Source organism: Sandaracinus amylolyticus, assembly GCF_000737325.1.
Taxonomy (GTDB): domain Bacteria; phylum Myxococcota_A; class Polyangia; order Polyangiales; family Sandaracinaceae; genus Sandaracinus; species Sandaracinus amylolyticus.
The window spans coordinates 2929185-2951882 of sequence record NZ_CP011125.1 but is presented as its reverse complement, the minus strand read 5'-3'; the positions used below and the strand labels follow the sequence as shown (position 1 = coordinate 2951882).

Below are 22698 nucleotides of genomic sequence, written 5' to 3'. Positions count from 1 at the left end.
CGCGGCTGCGCGGGAAATACCGCGCGCCCGCATGGCCAGCCCGCACGTCAGCATCGTCATCCCGGTCTACAACGAGGAGCCGATCCTCCAGTCCGCAGTGATCGACCTGATCGATCGCCTGCGCGAGTTCCCCTGGGACTACGAGCTGATCATCGCGGAGAACGGCTCGCGCGACGCGACCGTCGAGCTCGCGGAGAAGCTCTCGCAGCGCTTCCCCCAGGTGCGCTCGTTCAGCTTCGGGCAGCCGAATTACGGCGGCGCGCTCAAGCGCGGCATCCTCGAGGCGCGCGGCGAGTACGTCATCTGCGACGAGATCGATCTCTGCGACACCGACTTCTATCGTCGCGCGCTCGCGGTGCTCGACAGCGGCGAGGCGGACCTCGTCGTCGGCAGCAAGGCGATGCGCGGCGCGAGCGACGAGCGCCCGTTCGTGCGCCGGCTCGGCACCCAGGTGATCAACGGCATGCTGCGCGCGTCGCTCGGCTTCACCGGGACCGACACCCACGGCCTCAAGGCGTTCCGCCGCGAGAAGCTCGTCCCGATCGCGCGCGCGTGCATCGTCGACAAGGACCTCTTCGCGAGCGAGTTCGTCATCCGCGCGGAGCGCGCGAAGCTCGCGGTGGTGGAGATCCCGGTGCGCGTGCTCGAGAAGCGCGTGCCCACGATCGGCCTCTTCCGCCGCGTGCCGAACGTGATGAAGAACCTCGGCAAGCTGGTCTGGGCGATCCGCATCCAGGGCTGAGCGCGTGAAGCTCGCTGCGATCAGCGTCGATCTCGACGAGATCCCCTGTTACGCGGCGATCCACGGGCTCGACGTGCCCTCGGGCAGCGAGCACGCGATCTACGATCGCGCAGTGCCGCGCCTCGCCGCGCTCTTCGCGCGCGAGGACGTGCCCGCGACGTTCTTCGCGATCGGGCGCGACCTCGATCGCGAGGAGAACCGCGCGAAGGTGCGCTCGCTCGCGCAGTCGGGGCACGAGATCGCGAACCACTCGTGGCAGCACTTCTACGACCTCACGAAGCGCCCGCGCGGCGAGGTGCTCGAGGAGATCGCGAAGGGCGGCGAGGCGATCGTGCGCGCGACCGGCGTCGCGCCGGTCGGGTTCCGCGCGCCCGGCTACACGATCGACGACGACGTGTTCGAGGTGCTCGAGGAGCTCGGGTACGCGTACGACTCGAGCGTGTTCCCCTGCCCCGCGTACTACAGCGCGAAGACGCTCGCGATCGGCGCGATCCGCGCGCGCGGCCGGCAGAGCCACAGCATCGTCGACGATCCGCGCGTGCTGATCGCGCCCGCGGATCCGTATCGACGCGGCCATCCGTACTGGACGCGCGGCAAGGGCCTGCTCGAGCTGCCGATCGGCGTCACGCGCGACGGCACCGGGCGCATGCCGTACATCGGAACGAGTGTCGTGCTCAGCGGCGAAGCGGGCGCGCGCGTGCTCACCGAGATGATCGCGGGGCGCCCGTTCGTGAACCTCGAGCTCCACGGGATCGATCTCGCCGACGCCGACGAGGACGGGCTCACCTGGCTGAAGCCGCACCAGCCCGACGTGCGACGCACGGCGCGCGCGAAGGGAGCCGCGCTCGAGAGCGCGATCCGCACCCTGCGCCGGCACGGGTATCAGCTGGTCACGATCGCGGAAGCGGCGCGCCGCTTCGGATGAGACCGGGCGAGCTCGCGATCTTCGTGCGCACCTGATGGATGCGCGCGTCGAGCGCGCGTCGCTCGCGACGCACGTCGTGCGCCCACCGCAGCCCGGGCACCGCGAGGCCGACGCCCGCGGCCCCGAGCACCGCCGAGATCTCGAGGCAGCGCACCTCGACGAGCGGCGCCACGGACGCGACGATCAGCGCGACGACACCGAGCGCGATCAATACGCGCGGCGGGTGATCGTCGAGGCGTGCGCGGGTGCGCTGAAGGAGCTCGAGCGTCGCGCTCGGCGACGCGATCGGCATCGTCTCGTCGTCGGCGTCGCTGGGCCCGGCGCGGCGCGCCGAGTCGATCAACGCAGCGAGCGCGGTGGCGGCGAGCACGGACAGCGAGAGCAGCTCGAGACGCACCGAGTCCTCCTCGACGCGCCCTCGCAGCATCCCTCGTGCCCGCGCGAAAACCGCGCGTTCTCAGCGATCACGACGCGCCGTCGTGCAGCGCGCTGCACACCCGCTACGCGCCGACCTGCATGATCGGGCGGACCACGACCGCGCGCTTCACGTGCGTGAGCGGGATCGGCGTCGCGCGCGTCGCGTCCCAGCGCACGCGGCGCGGCACGAGCGGCAGCTCGCGCAGGTCGATCCCGAGGGCGAGCCGATCGCGACGATCGAACGCGACGAAGCGCAGCCCCGCGCAGTACCCGGGATCGCCCTCGCGCTCGCCGCGCACGATGCGCACGACCTCGGTCTCCGCGTCGAACACGAGCTCGCTGCGCGGCACCGGGTACGACACGAAGACGCGCTGCCCGAGCTCCACGCGCTCGTCGCACGCGACGAGCACGCCCTCGCCCGACGCATCGAGCACGCGATCGCCGATCAGCTGATGACCGTCGAGCGACATCGCGCGGCCGTGGGACCCGACGACGTAGCGATCCAGACGACGAAAGCGGCTCATCCGAGACCTCCGACGCGCATGGTAGGGCGATGTCCTACATGCGCGCCAGAATCGCGATCACGGCCGCTTCTTTTCCATCCATCCGCTCGTGCGGCGCCCGCTCACCGCGTCGCGCGCGAGCTCGTCGGCGCGCTCGTTCCCCGCGAACCCCGAGTGCCCGGGCACGTAGATGAGGTGCACGTCGGGCACGCCCGCGAGCGCCTTCTTCACCTGCGCGACGAGCTCGGTGTTCGCCTTCGCCTTCCAGCCCTTCGCGAGCACGCCGATCGAGTACTGGCTGTCGGTGCGGATCTCGACCGGCCGCGCGTCACCCTGGTAGCGCTCGGCGACGCGCAGGATCGCCGTGAGCTCGGCGACATTGTTGGTCGCCTGACCAAGATACTCGCTGAGCTCGCGACGCGTGCCGCCGTCGTCGATCACCACGCCGAGCCCCGCGGGCCCCGGATTGCCGCTGCACGCGCCGTCGGCGTACGCGACGACCGCACCATCGCGCGCCTTCTGCTCGCCGGCCGCGATCGCCGCGGTCTTGCGCGGTCCGGCCTTCGACGCACCGCCCGCGCTCTTCGTCGTCGTCGTCGTGGTCTTCGCCGCCGCACCGCTCTTCGGCGCGTCCTCGGCGGGCGCGCAGTGGTCGTCGGGCAGCACCTCGGCGTCGTCGATCGCCTCGAGGTTCGCGGGCAGCGCGCGGTACGCGCGGCCGTCGTTCGGCTTGTAGCGGATCTCGACGCGGCCGCTCTCGGCCTGCGGCGTGCCCGCCTCGTCGCACCGCACGAGCACCTTCTGCCCGCGCAGACGCATCGTCGTCCACGGCATGGCCGCGACGTGTAGCACAGGAGGTGGGTAGACTCGCCGGCCATGCGTGCTCAAGAGGTGTCTCGAAACCGGACCGAGCTCCGCCAGGAGACGGGCCCGAACGCAAGGCGCGACGACGAGTCGGGCCCGAGGCCCGGCGAGGAGGAGCAACGCCGCGATCGGGCCCGGATCTGCAGAGGAGCGACGGGAGGTTTCGAGACGCCTCTTCAGCTCTCGTGCTCGCTCGTGCTCGTGCTCGTGCTCTGTGTCGCGTGCGGTGACGACGACGCGGCTCCGCCCGACGCGGGCCAACCCGTCGTCGACGCCGGCCCGCCCGATGCGGGTCCACCGCCCGACGACTCGCCGCTCAAGGGACCGTGGACGCTGCGGCCCGACGTCGATCGCATCGTCGTGCGGTGGGAGTCGCGCCTCGCGCCCGAGCCCGCGGCAGTCGAGGTGCACGCCGAGGGCAGCGAGGAGATCACGACGCACGAGGGCACGTCGCGCGAGACGATCGTGCAGCTCTCGTACGGCGTCGGAAGCGCCGTGGTGCGCGAGCCCGACTACCCCGGCACGTACTTCGTCAACGACGTCGAGATCACCGGGCTGACCCCGGCGACCTGCTACGCGTACTCGATCGTCGGATATCCCGAGGAAGGCGGGCGCTTCTGCACGATGCACGCGCCCGACGATCACACGACGCCGATCACGTTCTACGCGATCGGCGACACGTCCCCCGCGGTGATGGGCACGGTGCGGCTGATCACGAGCGAAGATCCCGCGCAGGCCGAGTTCACCGTGCACGTCGGCGACATCCAGTACTACTCGACCGTGATCGAGACGCACCAGGCGTGGTTCCGCCTGATGCAGCCGCTGCTCCGCGCGAACGCGTTCCTGCCCTGCGTCGGCAACCACGAGGTCGACGAGGTCCCGCACGAGTACGACGACTACTACCTTCGTCTCTTCTCGCCCGCGGGGCGCGACGGAACGAACGAGTGGTACCACTACCAGACCGGCGGCGTTCACTTCTTCTCGCTCTCGAGCGAGCACGATCTCGATCTCGGATCGACGCAGATCGACTGGCTCGAGGAAGAGCTCGCCGAGGCCGAAGCGGACCCGAATTACCGCTTCTCGATCGTCTACCTGCATCGCCCGCTCTACTCGGTGGGCGACTACCGGCCGCGCGAGAACCAGCGCGCGTCGCTGCTGCCGATCATCGACGCGCACCGCGTCCCGCTCGTGCTCGCCGGGCACATGCACGGCTACGAGCGCTTCGAGGTCGGCGACGTCACGTACATCACGACGGGCGCGGGCGGGTTCGTCGACGGGAACATCGACGAGCTCGTGGAGGAGCTCCCCGAGGACGCCGCGCTGCGCGTCGCGTCGGGGTCGTTCCTGCAGGCGATGTTCGTCGAGATCGTGCAGGACGCGGAGGGCAACGACGTGATCCGCGGGCGCGTGGTCGACGACGTGGGCGTGGAGCGCGACACGTTCGAGCACGTGGTGGCGCCGTGAAGCGCGCGCTGGTGCTCGCCGCGCTGCTCGGCGCGTGCGGCGGACACGACGACGCGCCCCGGGATGCGTCGACGAGCTTCTTCGATCACCCGACGTTCGACGCCGGGCCCGCCGATGCGCCCGGTCGCGCGGTGTCGTGGACCGAGAGCGACGCGCCGCTGCTCGGCCCCGAGCGCGGCTTCTATCGCTACGTCGACATCGCGAGCGACCGCGACTTCGCGTTCGTGCGCGAGGGCGGCGACACGCTCGTCTACAGCTACGTGCGGCTCGACGCGTACCGCGACGGGCCGATCGCGGAGAGATCGCTCGACGACGTGCAGGACGGGCTCGATGCGGCGCGCGACGCAGGCATCAAGGTGATCCTCCGCTTCGCGTACAACGAGGGCCCCTACCCCGACTCCGAGCCCGACGCGCCGCTCGAGCGCGTGCTCGCGCACATCACGCAGGTCACGCCGCTGCTGCGCGCGAACGAAGACGTGATCGCGCTCGTGCAGGCAGGCTTCGTCGGCGCGTGGGGCGAGTGGCACACGTCGACGAACGGCCTCGACGACGATCCCGACGCGCGACGCGCGATCCTCGAAGCGCTGCTCGACGCGCTGCCCGCGAGCCGCAGCACGCAGCTTCGTTATCCCGCGTACAAAGAGGCGATCTACGGCGAGCCGCTCGAGGCGCGCGACGCGAGCGACGAGTCGCGCGTCGGGCACCACAACGACTGCTTCGTCGCCAGCGACAGCGACATGGGCACGTACCCCGAGGGCGAGCGCGATCGGTGGGTCGCGTACGTCGGCGCCGACACGCGCTTCGTGCCGATGGGCGGCGAGACGTGCGCGGTGTTCCCGTCGCGCTCGACGTGCGCGTTCGTGCCCGGCGAGATGGAGCGATTGCACTTCTCGTTCATCAACCGCGACTACCACCCCGAGGTCGTCGCGTCGTGGGCGAGCGGCGGGTGCGAGGACGAGATCGAGGCGCGCCTCGGCTATCGCTTCGTGCTCGTCGACGGCGAGCTGCCCGAGGCGGTGCGCCCCGGCGGCTCCTTCCGGCTGCGCGTGAGCGTGCGCAACGAGGGCTATGCCGCGCCCTTCAACCCGCGCCCGGTGTGGCTCGCCCTCGACGGGGTCGGCGCGGTCGCGATCCCGGAGAGCGACGTGCGCCGCTGGGCCGCGGGCGAGACCAGCGAGCTCGACGTGAGGGTCCGACTGCCCGCATCGGTGCCCGCGGGCGAGCACGCGATCGCGCTGTGGATGCCCGATGCGAGCGAGCGGATCGCGGCGCGCCCCGAGTACGCGATCCGCACCGCGAACGAAGGAACGTGGGACGCCGAGCACGGGTGGAACGTCCTCGGGACGATCCGGATCGACGATGGGGCGCAGGGCGGATCGGATGCTGGCGCGACGGCGCTCACGATCCTGGAGTGAACGACCGAACCGCCGTGCTCGTGCTCGGCGGTTTCCCGCTTCGTGAAATACGCCGCCCGGGGCCCCCGTAGGGACCCCGGACATGATCGCGCTCACCGCTCCCTTGCCCTCGCTCCCGCGCGCGGCAACCTCGGCTCGGTCGGGGAGAGGCACCATCGAAGACTCGCTCGAAGGCCGCGCGTCGCGCGGCGATCGTCGCGCGCTCGAGGCGCTCCTGCGCGAGCACGCGCGGGCGGTGCACGACCTCTGCCGCTACCTCGCCGGTCCGACCGAGGGGCGCGACGCCGCGCAGGAGTCGCTCGAGAAGATCGTCACCTCGATCGCGCGCTTCGATCCCACCAAGGGCTCGTTCCGCGGCTGGGCGCTCACCCTCGCGCGCAACGTGTGCCGCGATCGCCTGCGCCGCCGCGGGCTCGAGCGTCGCACCTTCGTCGGCGAGGGCGACGAGGTCACCGCGACCACCGCGAGCGAGGCGCCCGACGTCGAGCGCGTCGCGCTCGCGCGCATCGAGAGCCGCCGCCTCGCCGCCGCGCTCGAGACGCTTCCAGAGGGGATGAGGCTCGCGATCGTCCTCTTCCACGTGCACGATTCGACGTACGAGGAGATCGCGACGGCCCTCGAGATCCCGATCGGGACGGTGATGACCTGGCTCCATCGCGGCAGGAAGCGCTTGCGTGTCGCGCTCGAGAGCGACACCACGACGGGAGGCGAGCCGTGAGCGAAGATCGTCGTCCCACCGAGCTCGAGCTCGAAGCGCTCGCGCACGGCCGTCGTGATCTGGTGCGCGAGGAGATCGCGCGCACGGTGGACGAAGACGCGTCGCTCGCCGCGTGGATCGAGCGCGAGCGCGAGGACGCCCGCGAGACCTCGGTCGCGCTCAAGCGCGCGGCCCCCGAGATCGACGACTTCGACGCGCTGATCGCCGGCGCGATGAAGCACGCGCCCACCGAGGGCACGAGCCCGTCACGCGCGAGCCTCTGGACCGGCGCCGCGATCGGCACCGCGGTCGCGCTCGTCTCGGGCCTCGCGTCGGTGCTCGCGAGCGCGGAGCCCACCGTGGTCGCGCGCGAGGCGTGGTCCGACCTCACCGCGCTCGCGCGCCTCGGCGTGACGCTCGCGACCGCGCTCGATCGCATCGCCGCGATGCTGCCCGGTGGCTGGGCGGCGATCGCGGCGATCGGGCTCGCGCTCTTCGCCGTGCTCGCGCTGCCGCTGCGCGCGATCGCAGGGGGCGGATGGTCGCGCGCGCCGTCGTCGGCGGCGCTGGTGCTCGCGGTGCTCGGCGCCTCGAGCAGCGCGCACGCCTACGACCTCGAGGGCGCGTGGCCCGAGCCCGACGTCACGGTGTCGGTCGACGTCGAGCGCACGCCGCTCTCCGAGGCGCTGCGCCAGGCGCTCGCGTCCGCGCAGCTCGGGCTCGCGTACACGCTGCCCGAAGATCCGCTGATCACGCTCCACGTGCGCGACGCGCCGCTGCGCGAGGTGCTCGACGCGCTGCTCGCCGACATGCCGGCGCGCGTGCGCCACAGCGGTCACCTGCTCGTGGTGCGCCCCCCCGCGGCCGAGCCGCAGGCGATCGCCGCGACGGCACCTCCTGCGATCGACACCCCGCCGCCGCCCGTCGTGCTCCCGCCGCCGCCGCCGATGCCCGGCGCGCCTCCCGTGCCGCCTCCGCCCGGCGAAGCGCTGCGCGACCTCGTCACGTTCGGCGGCGACGCGCGCGTGCTGCCCGATCAGCGCGTGCGCGACGTGATCACGATGGGCGGCAACGCGCGCGTCGAGGGCCAGGCGTTCGGCAGCGTCGTCACGATGGGCGGCGACGCCGACGTGCGCGGCACCGTCGTGGGCGACGTGGTCACGATGGGCGGCAACATCCGCATCGCGCGGGGCGGTCACGTGCACGGCCAGCTCAACGCGATGGGCGGGAACATCGCGGTCGACGAGCCGACGCGCGATCAGGGGACCATCTCGGTCGCGGTGACGAGCACGCCGAGCCCGCCGCGCGCGTCCTCGCACCACGACGACGAGGACGAGGCACGCGGCTGGATCGGCGAGACGCTCGAGGCCGCGATGCGGCACGCGCTGCTCTTCCTGCTCGGCCTCGTGTTCATGGGGCTCGCGCCGGCGCGCCTCTCGCTGCTGCAGAGCACGCTCGTGAAGCAGCCGCTGCGCGTGCTCGCGTCGGGCTTCCTCGGCGTGATCGCGGGGGCGGTGCTGACGCTGGTGCTCGTGATCACGATCCTCGGCATCCCCGCGGCGATCGTGCTCGCGCTCGGGCTCTTCCTCGGCGCGTATCTCGGGCTCGCGACGACGGCGTCGGTCATCGGCGCGGCGCTGCCGATCCCGGCGCTGAAGGATCGACCGGTGATGCAGCTCGCGGTCGGCGTCGTGATCTTGTTCGTGGTCTCGCGCGTGCCGGTGATCGGCGGGCTGCTGGTCGTCGGCGCGACGCTCGCGGGGCTCGGGGCCGTGATCCTCACGCGCGGGGGAGCGCGCGCGATCGTCGGCGAGGCACCGATCGTGCGGTGAGGACCTGCGCTCGCCGGCCCTCGGAGGCCCGATCGCCGGGCGTCCGAGCTGGCCTCGCCGGGTCTCGGAGCCTCGGTCGGGGCCTTCGAGAGGCTCGGTCGGGGCCTTCGAGAGGCTCGATCCTGTACCCCAATCACGGACGCTCGCAGGTGCGCGATTTCGTTACTGTTTTCGCGGCGCCGGTCCGCGAATCGGCGTAGGAGCGATCGAAATCGCGGCGGATCGCGCGCGGCGCGCATCGAATTGCGTGCTCGACGGCGCGAGAGCGACGTGCGACGAGCGTCGCTGATGCCGAAGAAGGCCTCGAACGCTCCGGTTCTGTCGCGACGCGCGGTCGGTCGCGCGACGCTCGCGCGCCAGATGCTCCTCGCGCGCGAGAAGACGAGCTCGCTCGACGCGATCGAGCGCTTGATCGGCGTGCAGGCGCAGCTCCCGCGGCCGCCGTTCGTCGGGCTGTGGTCGCGCGTCGAGGGCTTTCGTCGCGAGGAGCTCGCCGAGCTGCTGCGACGACGTGAGGTGGTGCGCGCGACCTCGCTGCGCACGACGCTGCACCTGATGAGCGCGCGCGACTACGTCGCGCTGCGCGGCGTGCTCGCGCCGGTGCTCGCGCGCGCGCTCGCGTCGATCACGAAGGCGCGCGGCGCGACGCTCGACGTCGATCAGCTGGTCGCCGAGGCGCGCCCGTTCTTCGCGGCGCAGCCGCGCGACTTCGAGGCGGTGCGCGCGCACCTCGCGGCGCTGCATCCCGACGCCGACGATCGCGCGATGGGCTACGCGATCCGAACGTCGCTGCCGCTGGTGCAGGTGCCGACCGACGATGCGTGGTCGTTCCCGGCGCAGGCCGACTTCGCGCTCGCGGACGCGTGGCTCGGCACGACGATCGACGCGCGCGAGACCGCGCCGGACGCGCTGGTGCGCCGCTACCTCGCGGCGTACGGCCCGGCGAGCGTCGCCGACGCGCAGGCGTGGACGGGGCTCGGCGGTCTGCGCCCGACGTTCGACGCGATGCAGGACGAGCTGCGCGTCTTCGCCGACGAGCGCGGCCGCGAGCTCTTCGACCTCGAGGGCGCGCCGCACCCCGGCGAGGATGCGAGCGCGCCGCTGCGCTTCCTGCCCGAGTGGGACGGCGCGATCGTCGCGCGCGCCGACGAGCGCTTCGTCGCGGCGGAGCACCGCCAGCACGTCTTCCTGAGCGCGCTCCGCGTCGCGCCGACGGTGCTGATCGACGGCACGGTCGCGGCGACGTGGAAGATCGATCGCAAGAAGACCGGCGCGACGCTGACGGTCACGCCGTTCGACACGATCGCGAAGAAGGTGCGCGCGGAGCTCGAGCAGGAGGCCGACGCGCTCCTCGCGTTCCACGAGCCCGACGCGCCGAAGCGCGCGCTCAAGATCGCCGGCGCCTGAGGCGCGTCGCTCCGCTGAGGAGAGCAGGAGCCACGGGAGAGAAGCAGCGCTCTTCGAGAGTGCGGTGGGCCCGTTCGCATCGGGGCGAGGCCGAAGGCGAGCCCGGACCCGGTTCGTGCGATCCCGCTCTGCGGGATCGCGCGAACCGCTACGCCCCCAGCGAGAAGGGACGTTCTCTCTGCGTGCCGAAGCCGTGCCGCAGGGCGCGTGGCACCGTGTCCGAGCGATTCCGCAGCGACCCACCCGAGGCCGACCACGTTCGTGTCCGCTCGTCGCACGCGCGCGCAGCGCGCACGCGACGACGACCCCGCGTCCCGACGTCTCAGCGCCCGCGCGAGCCGGTCGCGAGGACTAGCGAGGACACGGTGCCACGCGCCCGCTGCCGAAGCGCCTCCGTCATTCCACCACCGAGATCGCCCAGAACGTCCCGACGCCCGTCCCCAGCCACCCGACGAGCTGCGCCGCGAGCAGCCACACGCAGAGCGCGAGCGTCGCCGCGACGAGCATCGACGAGCGACGCGCCCGCTCGGTGCGCACCAGCCCGAGCGCCTCGAGCGCCGCGGGGATCGACGTCACGAGCTGCAGCGCGATCACCGTGAGCCCGAGCGCGTGGAGCACGAGCACCTCGGGACGACCGAGCGCGTGCGTGAGCGTGACCCACTGCGCGACGAGATCCGCGCCCGCGAGCTTCGGCGCCCACATCGTCGCGACGTGGATCACGAGGAACACGATCGACGCGAGCGATGCGAACGGCGCGAGCCGTCCGATCGCGCGCACGATGCCCGCGTCGTCCTCGCGCGCCGCGCCGGGCAGCGGCTCGCGCCGCACCAATGCGCGCACGGTGAGCGCGGCCCACGCGACGAGCGCGGCGATCACGACGAGCTCGATCGCGATCGCGAGCGGTCCGCGCGACGTCGACGCCATGCGCGCGATCCACGCGTCGCGCCCGCCGAACACGCTCCACTGCTCCCAGAGATGGAAGACGAGCCACAGCGCGAGCGGCAGCGCGGCGACGAGAGCGTGAGCGCGCGGGGACGGACGCACGAAGGCCGCGCCGAGCATAGAGCTGGGCGCGGCCTCCGGTCGAGATCGGCGCGATCACTCGTCGAGCGTCGCGCGGAGCATCCAGGCGGTCTTCTCGTGCTCCTCGGCGCGCCCGATCAGCATGTCGTGGGTCACGCCGTCGCCGCTCTCCTCCGCGATCTCCGCGGCGCGTCGCGTGTCGCGCGCGAGGTGCTCGTGACCGCGGAGCAGGATCTCGACCATCCCGCGCGCACCGGGCGCGCCGTGATCGAGCGGGATGCGCGCGATGCTCGCGATCTGCCCGAGCGAGGTCGGCGCCAGCGCGCCGAGCGCGCGCACGCGCTCCGCGAGCTCGTCGACCGCCTCGGCGAGCTGGTCGTACTGCTCCTCGAACATCTTGTGGAGCGCGTGGAAGTGCGGGCCGCGCACGTTCCAGTGGAACGACTGGGTCTGGAAATAGAGCACGTAGGTGTCGGCCATCACGTGCGTGACGATCTCGCTGATCTCGCGGCGTCCGGTCTCCGCCGTGGAGCGGCGGCCGTCGTCGATACCGATTCGGGGTTCCATCGTTCGTCCTCCCTGTGCCGCGTGCGCGGCGTGTCGTGGGCTCGCCGACCCGGTGCTGCTGAGGCGGTGATCGCGTTCTCGAGCGGAGAGTACTTCGACCCGCGCCCCCTCGTCGTCGAGGGGGCTGCGGGCGAAAATCGCGATCACGTGGAGAGCGCGACCGCGACGCCGTGGACCGTCGCGGCGATGCGGACGGCGTCGTGGATCGCGGCCTCGGTGACGCCGCCCTTCGTCAGCACGTCCTCGTGCGAGCGGATGCACGTCTCGCAGTTGCCGATCGCAGAGACCGCGAGGCAGAAGAGCTCGAAGTCGAGCTTCGGTCCCTTCGTGCGCGCGATGCGCTGCATGCGCAGCCGCGCCGGCATCTGCGAGTACGACTCCTTCGCGACGAGGTGTCGGAAGCGGTAGTAGACGTTGTTCATGCCCATGAGCGCCGCGGCGGCGCGCGCGTCGTCGATCGCGGGATCGAGGAGCGCGGGCTCGACGTGGGCCCGAGCGGTGGTGATCAGCGCGCGCACGAGATCGCTCTCGCGCGATGCGTAGGCGCACGCGATCGCGACGCCGTAGCGCTGCACCGGCGTGAGCGCGCCGTCTCCGAGCACGCTCTGCAGGTTCAGGCGCAGATCCGAGGCGGCCTCGGGGAGCGCGTCACGGATGCGCTCCACGTCGATCGTCGCGGCCTCGGCGGTCGGCGAGAGCGGGCTCACGCGGCCTCCTTCTTCGGCGTGAGGGTCTCGTCGCCCTTCTTCCAGTTGCACGGGCAGAGCTCGTCGGTCTGCAGCGCGTCGAGCACGCGCAGCACCTCGTCGACGCTGCGGCCGACCGAGAGGTCGTTCACCGAGGCCCAGCGGATGATGCCGTCGGGATCGACGATGAACGTCGCGCGGAGCGGCACGCCGTCCTGCTTGTGCAGGATGCCGAGCGCCTGGCTGAGCTCGCGCTTGGTGTCGGCGAGCATCGGGAAGGGCAGCGCGCGCAGATCGGGGTGCTGCTTGCGCCACGCGAGGTGGACGTAGTGGGTGTCGGTGCTCGCGCCGAGGATCACCGCGTCGCGATCGGTGAAGTCGCGATGACGGCGACCGAACTCGGCGATCTCGGTCGGGCAGATGAACGTGAAGTCCATCGGCCAGAAGAAGAGCACCTGCCAGCGTCCGGCGTGGCTGCGCTCGCTGAGGGTCTCGAACTCGCGGCCCTCGTCGAGCGAGACGACGGACTGGAGCGAGAAGGCGGGAAGCTTGTCTCCGACGGTCAACATTTCGGGTCTCTCCTGTGTGGTTCGACCGGGGCTCATTGCGCGCCGCGTGCCAGGGAAAAACGCATCAAATTCTGCGATCGCGCACGACTGTCACCGATATCACGGTGCTCGGCCGCACCGACTGGCGGGTGACGCGCCAGGCATCGACATTTCGGTGGACCGGTGCCACAACTCTCGGCGTGCCGGACTCCACGCTCGATCTCACCCGCGATCTCGCCGACCTCGCGACCCTCGCCGCGAGCGAAGAGGCCGACGTCGACGACCTGCTGCGACGCGGGCTCGACTGGCTCGCGAAGCTCGCTCCGTACGACCTCGCGTGCGTGTTCGAGCTCGAGGGAGAGCAGCTCGTCGTGCGCGCGATGCGCGGTCCGCTGGCGCGCGCGGAGGTGCGCTCGCATCGCCTCGACCTCGACGCGTTCCCGACGATCCGCGAGGCGCTCGAGACGCGCCGCGCGCGCGCGTACACCGAGGACGATCACGCGCACGGCGACGGCGATCCCTTCGACGGCGTGATCGATCTGCCGGCGGGCCACGCCTGCATGGTCGTGCCGCTCGCGGCGGGGGAGCGCCCGTTCGGCGTGCTCTCGCTCGATCGGCGCGAGTGCGTGACCTACCCGCAGAGCGTCGTCGACCTCGTCGAGATCTACGGGCGCATCCTCGCGCTCGCGATCCGCAGCGCGGAGCAGAGCGCGTCGCTGGCGCGGCTGGGCGCGCAGAGCCGCGAGCACGCGCGCCTGCTCGAGGAACGGCTCGAGGGCGGCGAACAAGGCGGTGTGCTCGAGACGAGCGCGAGCCCCGCGGTGCGCGAGCTCGCCCGCAAGGCGCGACAGGTCGCGGGCACGAGCACGCCGGTGCTGATCCTCGGCGAGACCGGCACCGGCAAGGAGCGCCTCGCGCACGCGATCCATCGCTGGAGCGCGCGGCGCGAGCGGCCCTTCGTCGTGGTGAACTGCGCGGCGATCCCCGAGGGGCTGCTCGAGAGCGAGCTCTTCGGGCACGACCGCGGCGCGTTCACCGGCGCGACGCGCGAGCGCAGCGGGCGCTTCCGCACCGCGAACGGCGGGACGCTGTTCCTCGACGAGATCGGCGAGCTGCCGCTCGAGCTGCAGGCGAAGCTGCTGCGCGTGCTGCAGACCGGCGAGCTCCAGGCGGTCGGCAGCGATCGCACGATCAAGGTCGACGTGCGCATCGTCGCCGCGACGCACGTCGACCTCGCGCGCGCGGTGCAGGAAGGCCGCTTCCGCGAGGACCTGTACTACCGGCTGGACGTGTTCCCGCTGCGACTGCCCGCGCTGCGCGAGCGGCTCGAGGATCTGCCCGCGCTCTGCGACCACTTGCTCTCGGAGCAGCGTGCGCGCACCTCGCGTCGCGGCGTGCACGTGACGAGCGAGGGCATCGAGGCGCTCGCGCGGCATCGCTGGCCCGGCAACATCCGCGAGCTCGCGAACGTGCTCGAGCGCGCGGCGATCCTCAGCGCGAGCGGCGCGCTCGGGCCGGTCGATCTCGGGATGAGCGAGCGGGCGCCGGTGAGCACGAAGAAGACGCGCGGCGGCGACGGAGAGCTCGTGTCGCTCGCGGAGAACGAGCGGCGTCACATCGCCGCGGTGCTGCGCGCGACCGAAGGGCGCATCTACGGCGAGCGGGGCGCGGCGAAGATCCTCGGCGTGCCTCCGAGCACGCTGCAGTCGCGCATGAAGAAGCTCGGGATGGATCCGGCGAGCGCGCGTTAGGCGCGCTACAAGGGCCGGATGAGCTTCGGAAAGAACCCTCACGTCGCGAAGGCGGAGGCCGCTGAGCAGAAGGCGGAAGCGGCGCGCGACGGCGATGCGCGCAAGCGCGCGTACCTCGAGGCCGCGCACCTCTGGGAGCGGGCGGCAGAGCGCGAGAAACCGGGCAAGAAGCGCGACGAGTACCTCGCGAACGCGGAGCGCGATCGCGGTCTCGCGGAGGGCGCGGAGCAGGAGCGCGACGAGGCGGACGTCGAGACGGCGAAGGTGATCCCGTTCCGTCCGCGCTCGAGCGACTGAGCCCGGAGCGAGCTGCTAGCGCGCGGCCGAGAGCGCCCAGAGCGCGAGGCCGGTCGCGTGCGGATGGCAGCGCGTGTCGTGATCGGAGGGGAAGCAGCCTTCGGGCTGTTGCGCATCGAGCAGCGCGTCGATCCACGCCGGCTCGAGTGTGTCTCCGATCGCGACGAGCATCGCCAGGCGCTCGGCGTAGAGATCGTCGACCCGCGCCGCGGCGGCGAGCTCCGCGCGCAGCCGCGCGGCGAGCGCGGCGCGGCGAGCGTCCACGTCGATGTCGAGCGTGCACTCGCGCGCGTGCGCGACCACGAGGACGAACGCCTGGTGGGTGAGCGCGTAGCCGCGCTGGTCGTCGGCGGCGACGTAGGCGCGGCACGCGTCGTCGAGCCGGCACTCGCGCGCGTCGAGCGAGCAGCGCTGCGCGAGCTCGCCCGCCTCGTCGTCCGACGGTCCGCGCGATGCCGAGGCGATCGGAGCGCGCGGTGGCGCGGAGAACGGGCGGATCTCGAGATCGAGGAGCTCGCCGTATCGCTCGACCTCGCGGGCGGGCATGCGCGTCAGCCGGTGCTGCACCATCGGCTCGACGCGCGCGTCGCCGGTCCGCGCGCCGTACGCGCGCGCCGCGAGCAGCACGTCGACGCCGAGCTCGTGATCGGTGTCGTGCAGGTACACGAGCGCGCGGTCGATCGCGCGCGAGACGCGCTCGGCGCGAGGGACCTCTCCGCCCCCGCAGCCGACCGCGACGAGGAGCGCCGCCACGCCGGCGGCGCCGCGCGTCAGCAGTTGTGACCCTCGAGCGTCAGCGTCCAGTTCGAGCACGACGAGCCGCTGTGGTAGCGCACCTCGATCCAGTACGTGATGCCGTCGTCGCCGTTGCTGTCGTCGGACTCGCGGAACGTCACGGTGTCGGTCGCGCCGGTGCCCGCCGTCGAGCTCCCGATCAGCGCACCGCCGCACGCGCGATAGACGTAGAGGTCGTAGTCGACGCCCGCCGGCGAGACGAGCCTCACGCGGTGCTCGATGTCCGCGTCGCACGAGGAGTCCTCGACGCTGCGCGCGCGGAACCACGCGCTCGAGCGGCCGCTCTGCGACGAGAACTGATCCCACGAGCCGTTGCCGCCGCAGATCGTGCCGCACGAGAGATCGCCGTCGTACGCGCCGAGATCGATCGCGCCGCCGCAGCTCGCGGAGCCGCGGTGCGAGACCTCGCAGCCGTTCGCGCCGTTCGCGTCGCAGCTCGCGTAGCCGGAGTCGCAGGTGCCGAGCGTGCACGTGCCGGTGCTGCAGCTCTCGGAGGCGTTCGCGAGCGAGCAGGTCATGCCGCAGCCGCCGCAGTGCGCGAGCGAGCGGAGATCGGCCTCGCAGCCGTTCGCCGCGTTGCCGTCGCAGTTGCCGAAGTTGGGGTTGCAGGTGAGCACGCACGAGCCGGTCGCACAGCTCGCCGACGCGTTCGCGCCGCCGCACGCCACGCCGCACGCGCCGCAGTTCGCGAGCGTGTTGAGCTGCGCCTCGCAGCCGTCGGTCGCCGAGTCGTTGCAGTCGGCGTAGTTCGACTGGCAGCTGCTGACGCGACACGTCCCGGTCGAGCAGTCACCCGTGCCACGCGACGGCGCGCACGCGACGTTGCACCCGCCGCAGTGCGCGTTGGTCGTCGTCGACGTCTCGCAGCCGTTGGTCGGCTGGCTGTCGCAGTTGCCGAACGTCGGCTGGCACCCGACGACCGCGCACGTGCCCGTCGAGCACGAGGTCATCGCGTTCGGGCGCGCGCAGGTCACGCCGCACGCGCCGCACGAGTCGAGCGTGTTGAGCTCGGTCTCGCAGCCGTCCGCGTCCATCCCGTTGCAGTCGCCCCACCCCGCGTCGCACGCGCCGATCTCGCACGTGCCCGACGCGCACGTCGCGGTCGCGTGAGGCAACGCGCACGGCATGCCGCACGAGCCGCAGTCGGTCGTGGTGCGCACCGAGGTCTCGCAGCCGTCCGCGGCCGCGTCGCAGTCGTCCCAGCCCTCTTCGCACATCGCGATCTCGCACGTGCCCGTCGTGCAGATCGCGGTCGCGACGTGCGCGCCGCGCACGCAGAGCGCCGACGCATCGCCGTCGTCCGCGGTGCCGTCGCAGTCGTCGTCGGTCGCGTTGCACGTCTCGGTCGCGCCGGGGTTCGTCGTCGCGGTCGCGTCGTCGCAGTCGGCGCCGTCGCATCCGACGCCCTGACCGTAGTGATCGCCGTCGCCGTCGACGCAGCAGCGCTCACCGACGGGCACGCAGACGGGCTCGGGCAGCTCGGTGGTCAGGAGCTCTTCGACGCAGTCGAAGCCCGTCGCGCAGTCGGGCAGATCGGGCTCGCACACGCGGAGGCACACGCCCTCGCCGCCGCCGAGCTCGATGCAGTGGCTGCCGGGCGCGCAGTCGCCCTCGGCCTCGCACGCCTCGCACTCGAGGCCCTCGCCGGGGCCCGCGTCGCCCTCGGGCGGGCCCGCGTCGGTGCCCGCGTCGGCAGTGCTCCCGCCGCCGTCCTGGCCGGCATCGCCCGACCCCGAGGCGTCCATGCCTTGCCCTCTGCCGCCGTCGCCGGGACGACCGCTCGAGCCACCGTCGGCGCACCCCGCGGTGACCGAGCCGAAGACGAGAAGAAGCGAGCAGATGACTGGAGCCAAGCTGAGTGCGCGCACGAATCCTCCGCGGCCGGAAACGCGATGGTAACCGAAGCGGTCACGTTTTTCGCGCGAGAGCGGAACGTGGCTCAGCCGCGGGCGCGGCAGGGCACCGGGAGCAGCCAGATCGCGCGGCCCGCTGCGCCGTCGAGCGCGCGCTCGAAGGGACACGCGGCGTGCGCGAACGGGCACGCGAATCCGGCGGGGACGACGCCGGTGCGCGCGACCTCGCGGGCGATCGCGTGCGCGCGGCAGATGTGGAAGCTGCGATGCACGAGGAAGAAGCTCACGTCCTCGTGCGAGTTGACGTACTCGTTGAGATCGCGGGTCCACATCGCGTTCTCGCGGTGCGTCTCGGGATCGACGAAGTACCCGCGCAGCTGGATCGGCAGCTCGTGCCACTCGGTCTTCCCGCGCGCGTCGACGGTCGCGTAGTACGCGGTGTCGTCGGAGCGCGCGTCCCAGAGCCGCTCGAACTCGTCGCGCGCATCGTCGTCGAGATCGGCCCACCAGGCCTCGACGGTGTCGCGCTGCGGCGCGCTGAGCGTGGCAGTCACTCCGGAGGGCAGCGATCTCGTCGACATCGATCGCGAGCGTAGCGAGGGAGCGCGCGGCATGCTCGCACGATGGATTTCCTGCCACTTCCACGTGGCGCGACGGGCTTTCGCCACGTGCGCGACGAGCCGCTGCCCCGCGTCGCGCTCGATGATGCACGTCGTGCGATCGCGACGATGCTCGCGCGGTCGGGCTCGATCTCGTTCGAGCCCGCTCCCGATCCGTCGAGCATCAAGAGCTTCCACGATCTCCGGGTGCGGCTGCGCACGTCCACGCTGCGCGCGCTGGTCCACCGCACGCATCCGTGGATCGTGTTCGCGAAGCCGGCGCCCGATCGCGGGTCGATGGATCTACGCTTCGTCGCGCCGCCACCGGAGGCGCTCGACCCGCCCGAGCCCTTCGTCGTCGTGCCGCTCGGCGTGCTCGCGCATCCAGCGGATCCCGGAGCGCTCGAGCGTCTCGCTCGCGCCGAGATGGCTCAGATCCATTACTGGGCGCCGCGCACCATCGGCGAGGTCGTCTTCCAGCACTGGGACTGAGTCAGAGCGTGTGGAGCACGTGGTTCGCGGGGATCTCGAGCTGCGTCACCCGCTCGAGCGCTCCGGCGCCCGTGTGCTCGTCGACGTCGGCGCGCAGCACCTCGAGCACCTCGCCGTTGCGACGCACCACCACGATCGCGCCCTGCCCTGCCCACCAACAACGCGCGCGCAGCAGCGCGCCGTCGCTCGCCTCGTCGTTGAAGCACGCGCCGACCTCGGTGCCGATCGCGACGGTGCGGATGGGCTCGTCCTCGCAGATCAGCGCGAGCGCGATCGCGGTGCGCGGCATCTCCTCGTCGCTCGTCTGCGCCACCTCGGGCTCGGCGAAACGCAACGCCGCCGTGCACTCTCGTCGCGGCGCGTCGACGGGTGTCGTGCTGCCCGCGTTCGTCGCGCCGCCGCACGCCACGAGCAGCGCGGCGGACGCGATCACACACTTTCGCGCGATCACTCGTCCCCCGCGGCGATGCCGTAGCCGCGCAGCTTTCGCTGCAGCGTGCGACGATCGATGCCGAGGCTCGTCGCCGCCTTCGTGATGTTGCCGCCCATGCGCGCGAGCGTCCGCTCGATGTGCGTCCGCTCGAGCTCCGCGAGGCTCATCTCCTCGTCGCTCGACGACGGCGCGCTCGGCGCGAGCACGCGCGCGACCGGCGTCGATGCGCGCGCCATCGTCGCGCTGGGATGCGCGAAGACGCTCGCCGCGATCATCCGCCGCACGAGCTCTCCGTCGAGCACCTCGCCGGTCGCGAAGAGCGACGCGCGGCGCAGCACGTTGAGCAGCTCGCGCACGTTGCCCGGCCACTCGTAGCTCGTCAGCGCCTTGATCGCGTCGGGCGCGAGGCGACGCGGCGCGCCCCCGATGCGCTCGAGCAGGTGCACCGCGAGCTCGGGCACGTCCTCGACACGCTCGCGCAGCGGAGGCAGGCGCAGCGGGAACACCTGCAGGCGGAAGTAGAGGTCCTCGCGGAACCGTCCCGCCTGGACCTCGCTCCACAGATCGCGGTTCGTCGCGGCGACGATGCGCACGTCGACCGGGATCTCGCGCGCCTCGCCGACGCCGCGCACCTTCCGCTCCTCGAGCGCTCGCAGCAGCTTCGCTTGCGACTCGAGCGGCAGCTCGCCGAGCTCGTCGATGAAGAGCGTGCCGCCGTTCGCCTCGCGGAAGAGCCCGAGGCGATCGCCCGTCGCGCCGGTGAACGCGCCCTTCTTGTGCCCGAACAGCTCGCTCTCGAAGAGGTCGCGCGGCACGCACGCGGCGTTGAGCGCGACGAAGCGCCCGCTCTCGCGCGGCGAGCGCAGGTGCAGGTGACGCGCGACGACTTCCTTGCCGGTGCCAGTCTCGCCGTAGAGCGCGACCGTCTCGTCGGTCGGCCCGACGCGCGCGACGAACGAGCGCACCTCCTCCATCTCCGCGCTCGTGCCGACGAGCGGCGGCGCGAAGTCGCTCGCCGCGCTGCCCGCCGACGCCGCGCCGCGACCGCGACGCGCCTCGGCGATCGCCTGATCGAGCAGCGGCTGGAGGATGTCGGCGTCGACCGGCTTCTCGAGGAACGAGAACGCGCCGAGCTTCATCGCCTGCACGGCCGCGTCCACCGTGCCGTGCCCGGTGAGCACGACGAACTTCGTCGGCACGCGCGAGCACCGGCGCAGCACCTCGAGCCCGTCGAGATCGTCCATGCGCAGATCGAGCAGCGCCGCGTCCGGCGGATCGCCGACCTCGAGCTTGCGCACGCCCTCGTGCCCGCCCGCCGCTTCGTCGACGCGATAGCCGAGGCGACCGAGCGCCTTGCGCATCGCGAAGCGGAACGCCGCGTCGTCGTCGACGACCAGCACGCGCCCATCGCTCGTGCTCACGCCGAGACCTCCCGACCCGCGCCCTCGCGCGGCGCGCTGCTCGTCGTGCGGATCGCGCCGGCGCGCGCGGCGGGCAGCACCACGCGCGCCCGCGTACCGCCACCCTCGCGCGGCACGAGCTCGATGGTTCCCTGCATGGCGCGCACGAGCATGTACGAGGTGTAGAGCCCGAGACCCGTGCCCTGTCCAGGCGGCTTCGTCGTCGCGAACGGCTCGAACAAGCGCTGTCGGAATTCGTCGGAGATCCCGGGCCCGTCGTCGTCGATCGCGAGCTCGACGCGCGCCTCTTCTTCGTCGTAGCGGGCGGACACGTAGACGCGTCCGTCGTCCTGCTCGCGCACCGCGTCGTACGCGTTCTGCAGCAGGTTCACGATCACCTGCACCAGCCGATCGCGATCCGCGACCACGCCGAGCCGATCGACGCCCTCGCCGATCTCGACCGGCGGCGCGCGACGCATGCCCGCGAACACCAGCGCGCGCGCGCGCTCGACCACCGCGGCGAGCGGCACCTCGCCCTGCATCTCGGCGCGCACGACGTCACCGCCGGTCAGCAGGCCCTGCGTGATGCGGCCGAGCCGCCGCGTCTCGTCCTGCACGATCGCCGCGCTCTCCGCCGCGTCGGCGATCAAGCGCGAGCGCGTCTCGGCGGCGCTCTCGTGCTCGAGATCGCGCAGCACCTTCTGCATGTCCGCGGCGAGCGTCCGGATCGTCGCGAGCGGCGTGTTGAGCTCGTGCGCGACGCCGGTGGTCACCCGGCCGAGGCTCGCGAGGCGCTCCGCGAGGATCAGCCCGCGCTCGTCGATCACGCTGCTCGTGCGATCGAGGTAGAGGTTCATCGCGCGTCGCGGACCGCCCTTGCGCGCGCCCGCGCTCGCGAGCGGGAACACGAGCATCTCGTACACGTGCTCGACGCCCTCGACCGTCGCGGCGAAGCGACAGCGCCCGGGCTCGGACGCCGCGAGCGCGCGCCGCACCGGACACTCGCCCTCGATCTTGCCCTCGCACGGCCGGTGCTCGCCGGGACAGCTCCAGATGCCGCCCGCCTGCGCGTACGGAGAGAGCTCGGCCGCGCGCTTGTTGCGCCAGAGCACGGTGCCGTCTCCGTCGACGACCTCGAGGCCCGCGTCGAGCTCGCTGAGCGTGTTCGAGAGCACCTCGTACTCGAGCGCGACCGCGTCGCCGATGCGCGCCAGTGCGAGCTCGCGCTCGCGCAGCTCGCGCACCGCGTGCGACACGATGTACGCGACCGCGCCGAGCACGCCGCCGAACGCGACGAGCTCGCTGATCAGATCCCACGGCGCGACGGGATCCCACGTCGCGATGCGCAGCGCGGAGACGTGCTCGGTCGCCCACAGCGCACCGCTCGCGAGCAGCGCGACGCCGGCCGCGATGAACGTCGCGCGCGCGCCACCGAGGATGCCGACGATCGCGACGTGGAAGATGTAGTTCGCGATGAACGGCGTGTGGACGCCGCCCGAGGCCCACAGGACCGCGGTGAGGATCGCCATGTCGACGATCGCGTGCACGATGCCGGCGCGCGGATGATGGGTGCGGCGGATCGCGAGGATCGTGTTGTAGCCCGCGGCGACGATCGCGATGCACGCGAGCATCGGCCCGTGGAGCCCCGGGAAGAGCCCCGCCCACGAGAAGATCGCGCCCAGCGCGATGAACGTGATCGCGCCCCAGCGCAGGCGGATCAGCCAGCGCACGCGCGAGTCGCGGAAGTCGTCGGGCTCGGTGGCGAAGGCGCCGCTGTCGGCGCCGCCCTCGGCTCCGTGGAGCAGGGCATGCCACTGCGACGCGGACGACATCGCCGGGATCTCGGGCCGTTCGGCGGGGCCGAAAAGAGGGTTCGGCGAGGACGGCATTCTTCTTCCGAATCATGACACCGCGGGACGGGCGGCGCGCGCCGTGATGCACCGCGTGCATACCCGGGCCCACCTCCATGCACGGAGCGAATGGGAGCG

General features: G+C 72.3%; 23 protein-coding genes. 10 read left to right on the top strand and 13 right to left on the bottom strand.

Annotated features, from left to right (window positions below):
* Positions 1-31: 31 nt before the first annotated feature.
* Both DB32_RS12340 and DB32_RS12335 read left to right on the top strand, forming a co-directional pair.
* Complete coding sequence (locus DB32_RS12340; protein WP_053232629.1) at positions 32-742, top strand: glycosyltransferase; 711 nt, start codon at positions 32-34, stop codon at positions 740-742.
* Positions 743-746: 4 nt separating this feature from the next.
* Complete coding sequence (locus DB32_RS12335) at positions 747-1667, top strand: polysaccharide deacetylase family protein (RefSeq protein ID WP_053232628.1); 921 nt, start codon at positions 747-749, stop codon at positions 1665-1667.
* On the opposite strand, the gene DB32_RS12330 is transcribed toward DB32_RS12335, so the two are convergent.
* The 3 genes from DB32_RS12330 to DB32_RS45220 form a co-directional block, all read right to left on the bottom strand.
* On the bottom strand, positions 1633-2094 hold the full coding sequence (locus tag DB32_RS12330) for a hypothetical protein (protein WP_053232627.1): 462 nt from the start codon (positions 2092-2094) through the stop codon (positions 1633-1635). The two genes, DB32_RS12335 and DB32_RS12330, sit on opposite strands and share 35 nt — an antisense overlap.
* Before the next feature lie 73 nt (positions 2095-2167).
* On the bottom strand, positions 2168-2608 hold the full coding sequence (locus DB32_RS12325) for a PilZ domain-containing protein (protein ID WP_053232626.1): 441 nt from the start codon (positions 2606-2608) through the stop codon (positions 2168-2170).
* A 57-nt stretch (positions 2609-2665) separates the two neighbouring features.
* On the bottom strand, positions 2666-3421 hold the full coding sequence (locus DB32_RS45220; protein ID WP_053232625.1) for a ribonuclease HI: 756 nt from the start codon (positions 3419-3421) through the stop codon (positions 2666-2668).
* Between the two features lie 231 nt (positions 3422-3652).
* Here DB32_RS45220 and DB32_RS12315 point away from each other — a divergent pair, with 231 nt between their 5' ends.
* The 5 genes from DB32_RS12315 to DB32_RS12295 all read left to right on the top strand — a co-directional run bounded on the left by DB32_RS12315 (position 3653) and on the right by DB32_RS12295 (position 10266).
* Positions 3653-4915, top strand: coding sequence for a metallophosphoesterase (locus tag DB32_RS12315; protein ID WP_169791425.1), 1263 nt, complete (start codon positions 3653-3655; stop codon positions 4913-4915).
* On the top strand, positions 4912-6330 hold the full coding sequence (locus DB32_RS12310) for a DUF4832 domain-containing protein (RefSeq protein ID WP_053232623.1): 1419 nt from the start codon (positions 4912-4914) through the stop codon (positions 6328-6330). The genes DB32_RS12315 and DB32_RS12310 overlap by 4 nt, the downstream gene beginning before the upstream one ends.
* 82 nt (positions 6331-6412) lie before the next feature.
* Entirely contained in the window at positions 6413-7048 is a 636-nt protein-coding gene (locus DB32_RS12305; protein ID WP_053232622.1) for an RNA polymerase sigma factor, read from the top strand.
* Positions 7045-8859, top strand: a complete 1815-nt coding sequence (locus tag DB32_RS12300) for a DUF8173 domain-containing protein (RefSeq protein WP_053232621.1) — start codon at positions 7045-7047, stop codon at positions 8857-8859. The genes DB32_RS12305 and DB32_RS12300 overlap by 4 nt, the downstream gene beginning before the upstream one ends.
* Positions 8860-9147: 288 nt before the next feature.
* Positions 9148-10266: a winged helix DNA-binding domain-containing protein gene (locus tag DB32_RS12295; RefSeq protein WP_053238780.1), complete on the top strand. Its 1119-nt coding sequence runs from the start codon at positions 9148-9150 to the stop codon at positions 10264-10266.
* A gap of 396 nt (positions 10267-10662) precedes the next feature.
* Here DB32_RS12295 and DB32_RS12290 read toward each other — a convergent pair whose 3' ends face one another.
* From DB32_RS12290 to DB32_RS12275, 4 genes are all read right to left on the bottom strand, one after another.
* A complete protein-coding gene (locus DB32_RS12290) occupies positions 10663-11310 on the bottom strand; it encodes a hypothetical protein (protein WP_157068990.1) in 648 nt (215 codons plus the stop codon).
* A gap of 54 nt (positions 11311-11364) precedes the next feature.
* Positions 11365-11856 (bottom strand): Dps family protein, encoded by a 492-nt coding sequence (locus tag DB32_RS12285; protein WP_053232619.1) that lies wholly within the window; start codon positions 11854-11856, stop codon positions 11365-11367.
* Between the two features lie 143 nt (positions 11857-11999).
* Positions 12000-12563 (bottom strand): carboxymuconolactone decarboxylase family protein, encoded by a 564-nt coding sequence (locus tag DB32_RS12280; RefSeq protein WP_083457339.1) that lies wholly within the window; start codon positions 12561-12563, stop codon positions 12000-12002.
* Complete coding sequence (locus DB32_RS12275) at positions 12560-13111, bottom strand: peroxiredoxin (RefSeq protein ID WP_053232618.1); 552 nt, start codon at positions 13109-13111, stop codon at positions 12560-12562. Before DB32_RS12275 ends, DB32_RS12280 begins: the two co-directional genes overlap by 4 nt.
* A gap of 179 nt (positions 13112-13290) precedes the next feature.
* On the opposite strand from DB32_RS12275, the gene DB32_RS12270 reads away from it, so the two are divergent.
* The gene (locus DB32_RS12270; protein ID WP_053232617.1) at positions 13291-14841 is read left to right on the top strand and encodes a sigma-54-dependent Fis family transcriptional regulator; all 1551 of its coding nucleotides are present in this window, start codon (positions 13291-13293) and stop codon (positions 14839-14841) included.
* Positions 14842-14859: 18 nt separating this feature from the next.
* Positions 14860-15138 (top strand): hypothetical protein, encoded by a 279-nt coding sequence (locus DB32_RS12265; protein ID WP_053232616.1) that lies wholly within the window; start codon positions 14860-14862, stop codon positions 15136-15138.
* A 15-nt stretch (positions 15139-15153) separates the two neighbouring features.
* On the opposite strand, the gene DB32_RS12260 is transcribed toward DB32_RS12265, so the two are convergent.
* The 3 genes from DB32_RS12260 to DB32_RS12250 all read right to left on the bottom strand — a co-directional run bounded on the left by DB32_RS12260 (position 15154) and on the right by DB32_RS12250 (position 18367).
* Complete coding sequence (locus DB32_RS12260) at positions 15154-15891, bottom strand: DUF4735 domain-containing protein (protein ID WP_053232615.1); 738 nt, start codon at positions 15889-15891, stop codon at positions 15154-15156.
* Positions 15892-15908: 17 nt separating this feature from the next.
* Positions 15909-17678 carry a MopE-related protein gene (locus DB32_RS12255; RefSeq protein ID WP_053232614.1) on the bottom strand — a complete coding sequence of 590 codons (1770 nt, stop codon included), beginning with the start codon at positions 17676-17678 and terminating at the stop codon, positions 15909-15911.
* Positions 17679-17872: 194 nt separating this feature from the next.
* Positions 17873-18367, bottom strand: a complete 495-nt coding sequence (locus DB32_RS12250; protein WP_157068989.1) for a hypothetical protein — start codon at positions 18365-18367, stop codon at positions 17873-17875.
* Positions 18368-18409: 42 nt separating this feature from the next.
* On the opposite strand from DB32_RS12250, the gene DB32_RS12245 reads away from it, so the two are divergent.
* Positions 18410-18877 (top strand): hypothetical protein, encoded by a 468-nt coding sequence (locus DB32_RS12245; RefSeq protein WP_157068988.1) that lies wholly within the window; start codon positions 18410-18412, stop codon positions 18875-18877.
* A gap of 1 nt (position 18878) precedes the next feature.
* Here the strand turns inward: DB32_RS12245 and DB32_RS12240 are convergent, their stop codons facing one another.
* From DB32_RS12240 to DB32_RS12230, 3 genes are read right to left on the bottom strand one after another with little or no spacing between them, the layout of a single operon-like run.
* On the bottom strand, positions 18879-19328 hold the full coding sequence (locus tag DB32_RS12240; protein WP_157068987.1) for a hypothetical protein: 450 nt from the start codon (positions 19326-19328) through the stop codon (positions 18879-18881).
* On the bottom strand, positions 19325-20731 hold the full coding sequence (locus DB32_RS12235; protein WP_053232610.1) for a sigma-54-dependent transcriptional regulator: 1407 nt from the start codon (positions 20729-20731) through the stop codon (positions 19325-19327). The genes DB32_RS12240 and DB32_RS12235 overlap by 4 nt, the downstream gene beginning before the upstream one ends.
* Entirely contained in the window at positions 20728-22542 is a 1815-nt protein-coding gene (locus DB32_RS12230; protein WP_053232609.1) for a sensor histidine kinase, read from the bottom strand. The genes DB32_RS12235 and DB32_RS12230 overlap by 4 nt, the downstream gene beginning before the upstream one ends.
* Between the last annotated feature and the right edge of the window lie 156 nt (positions 22543-22698).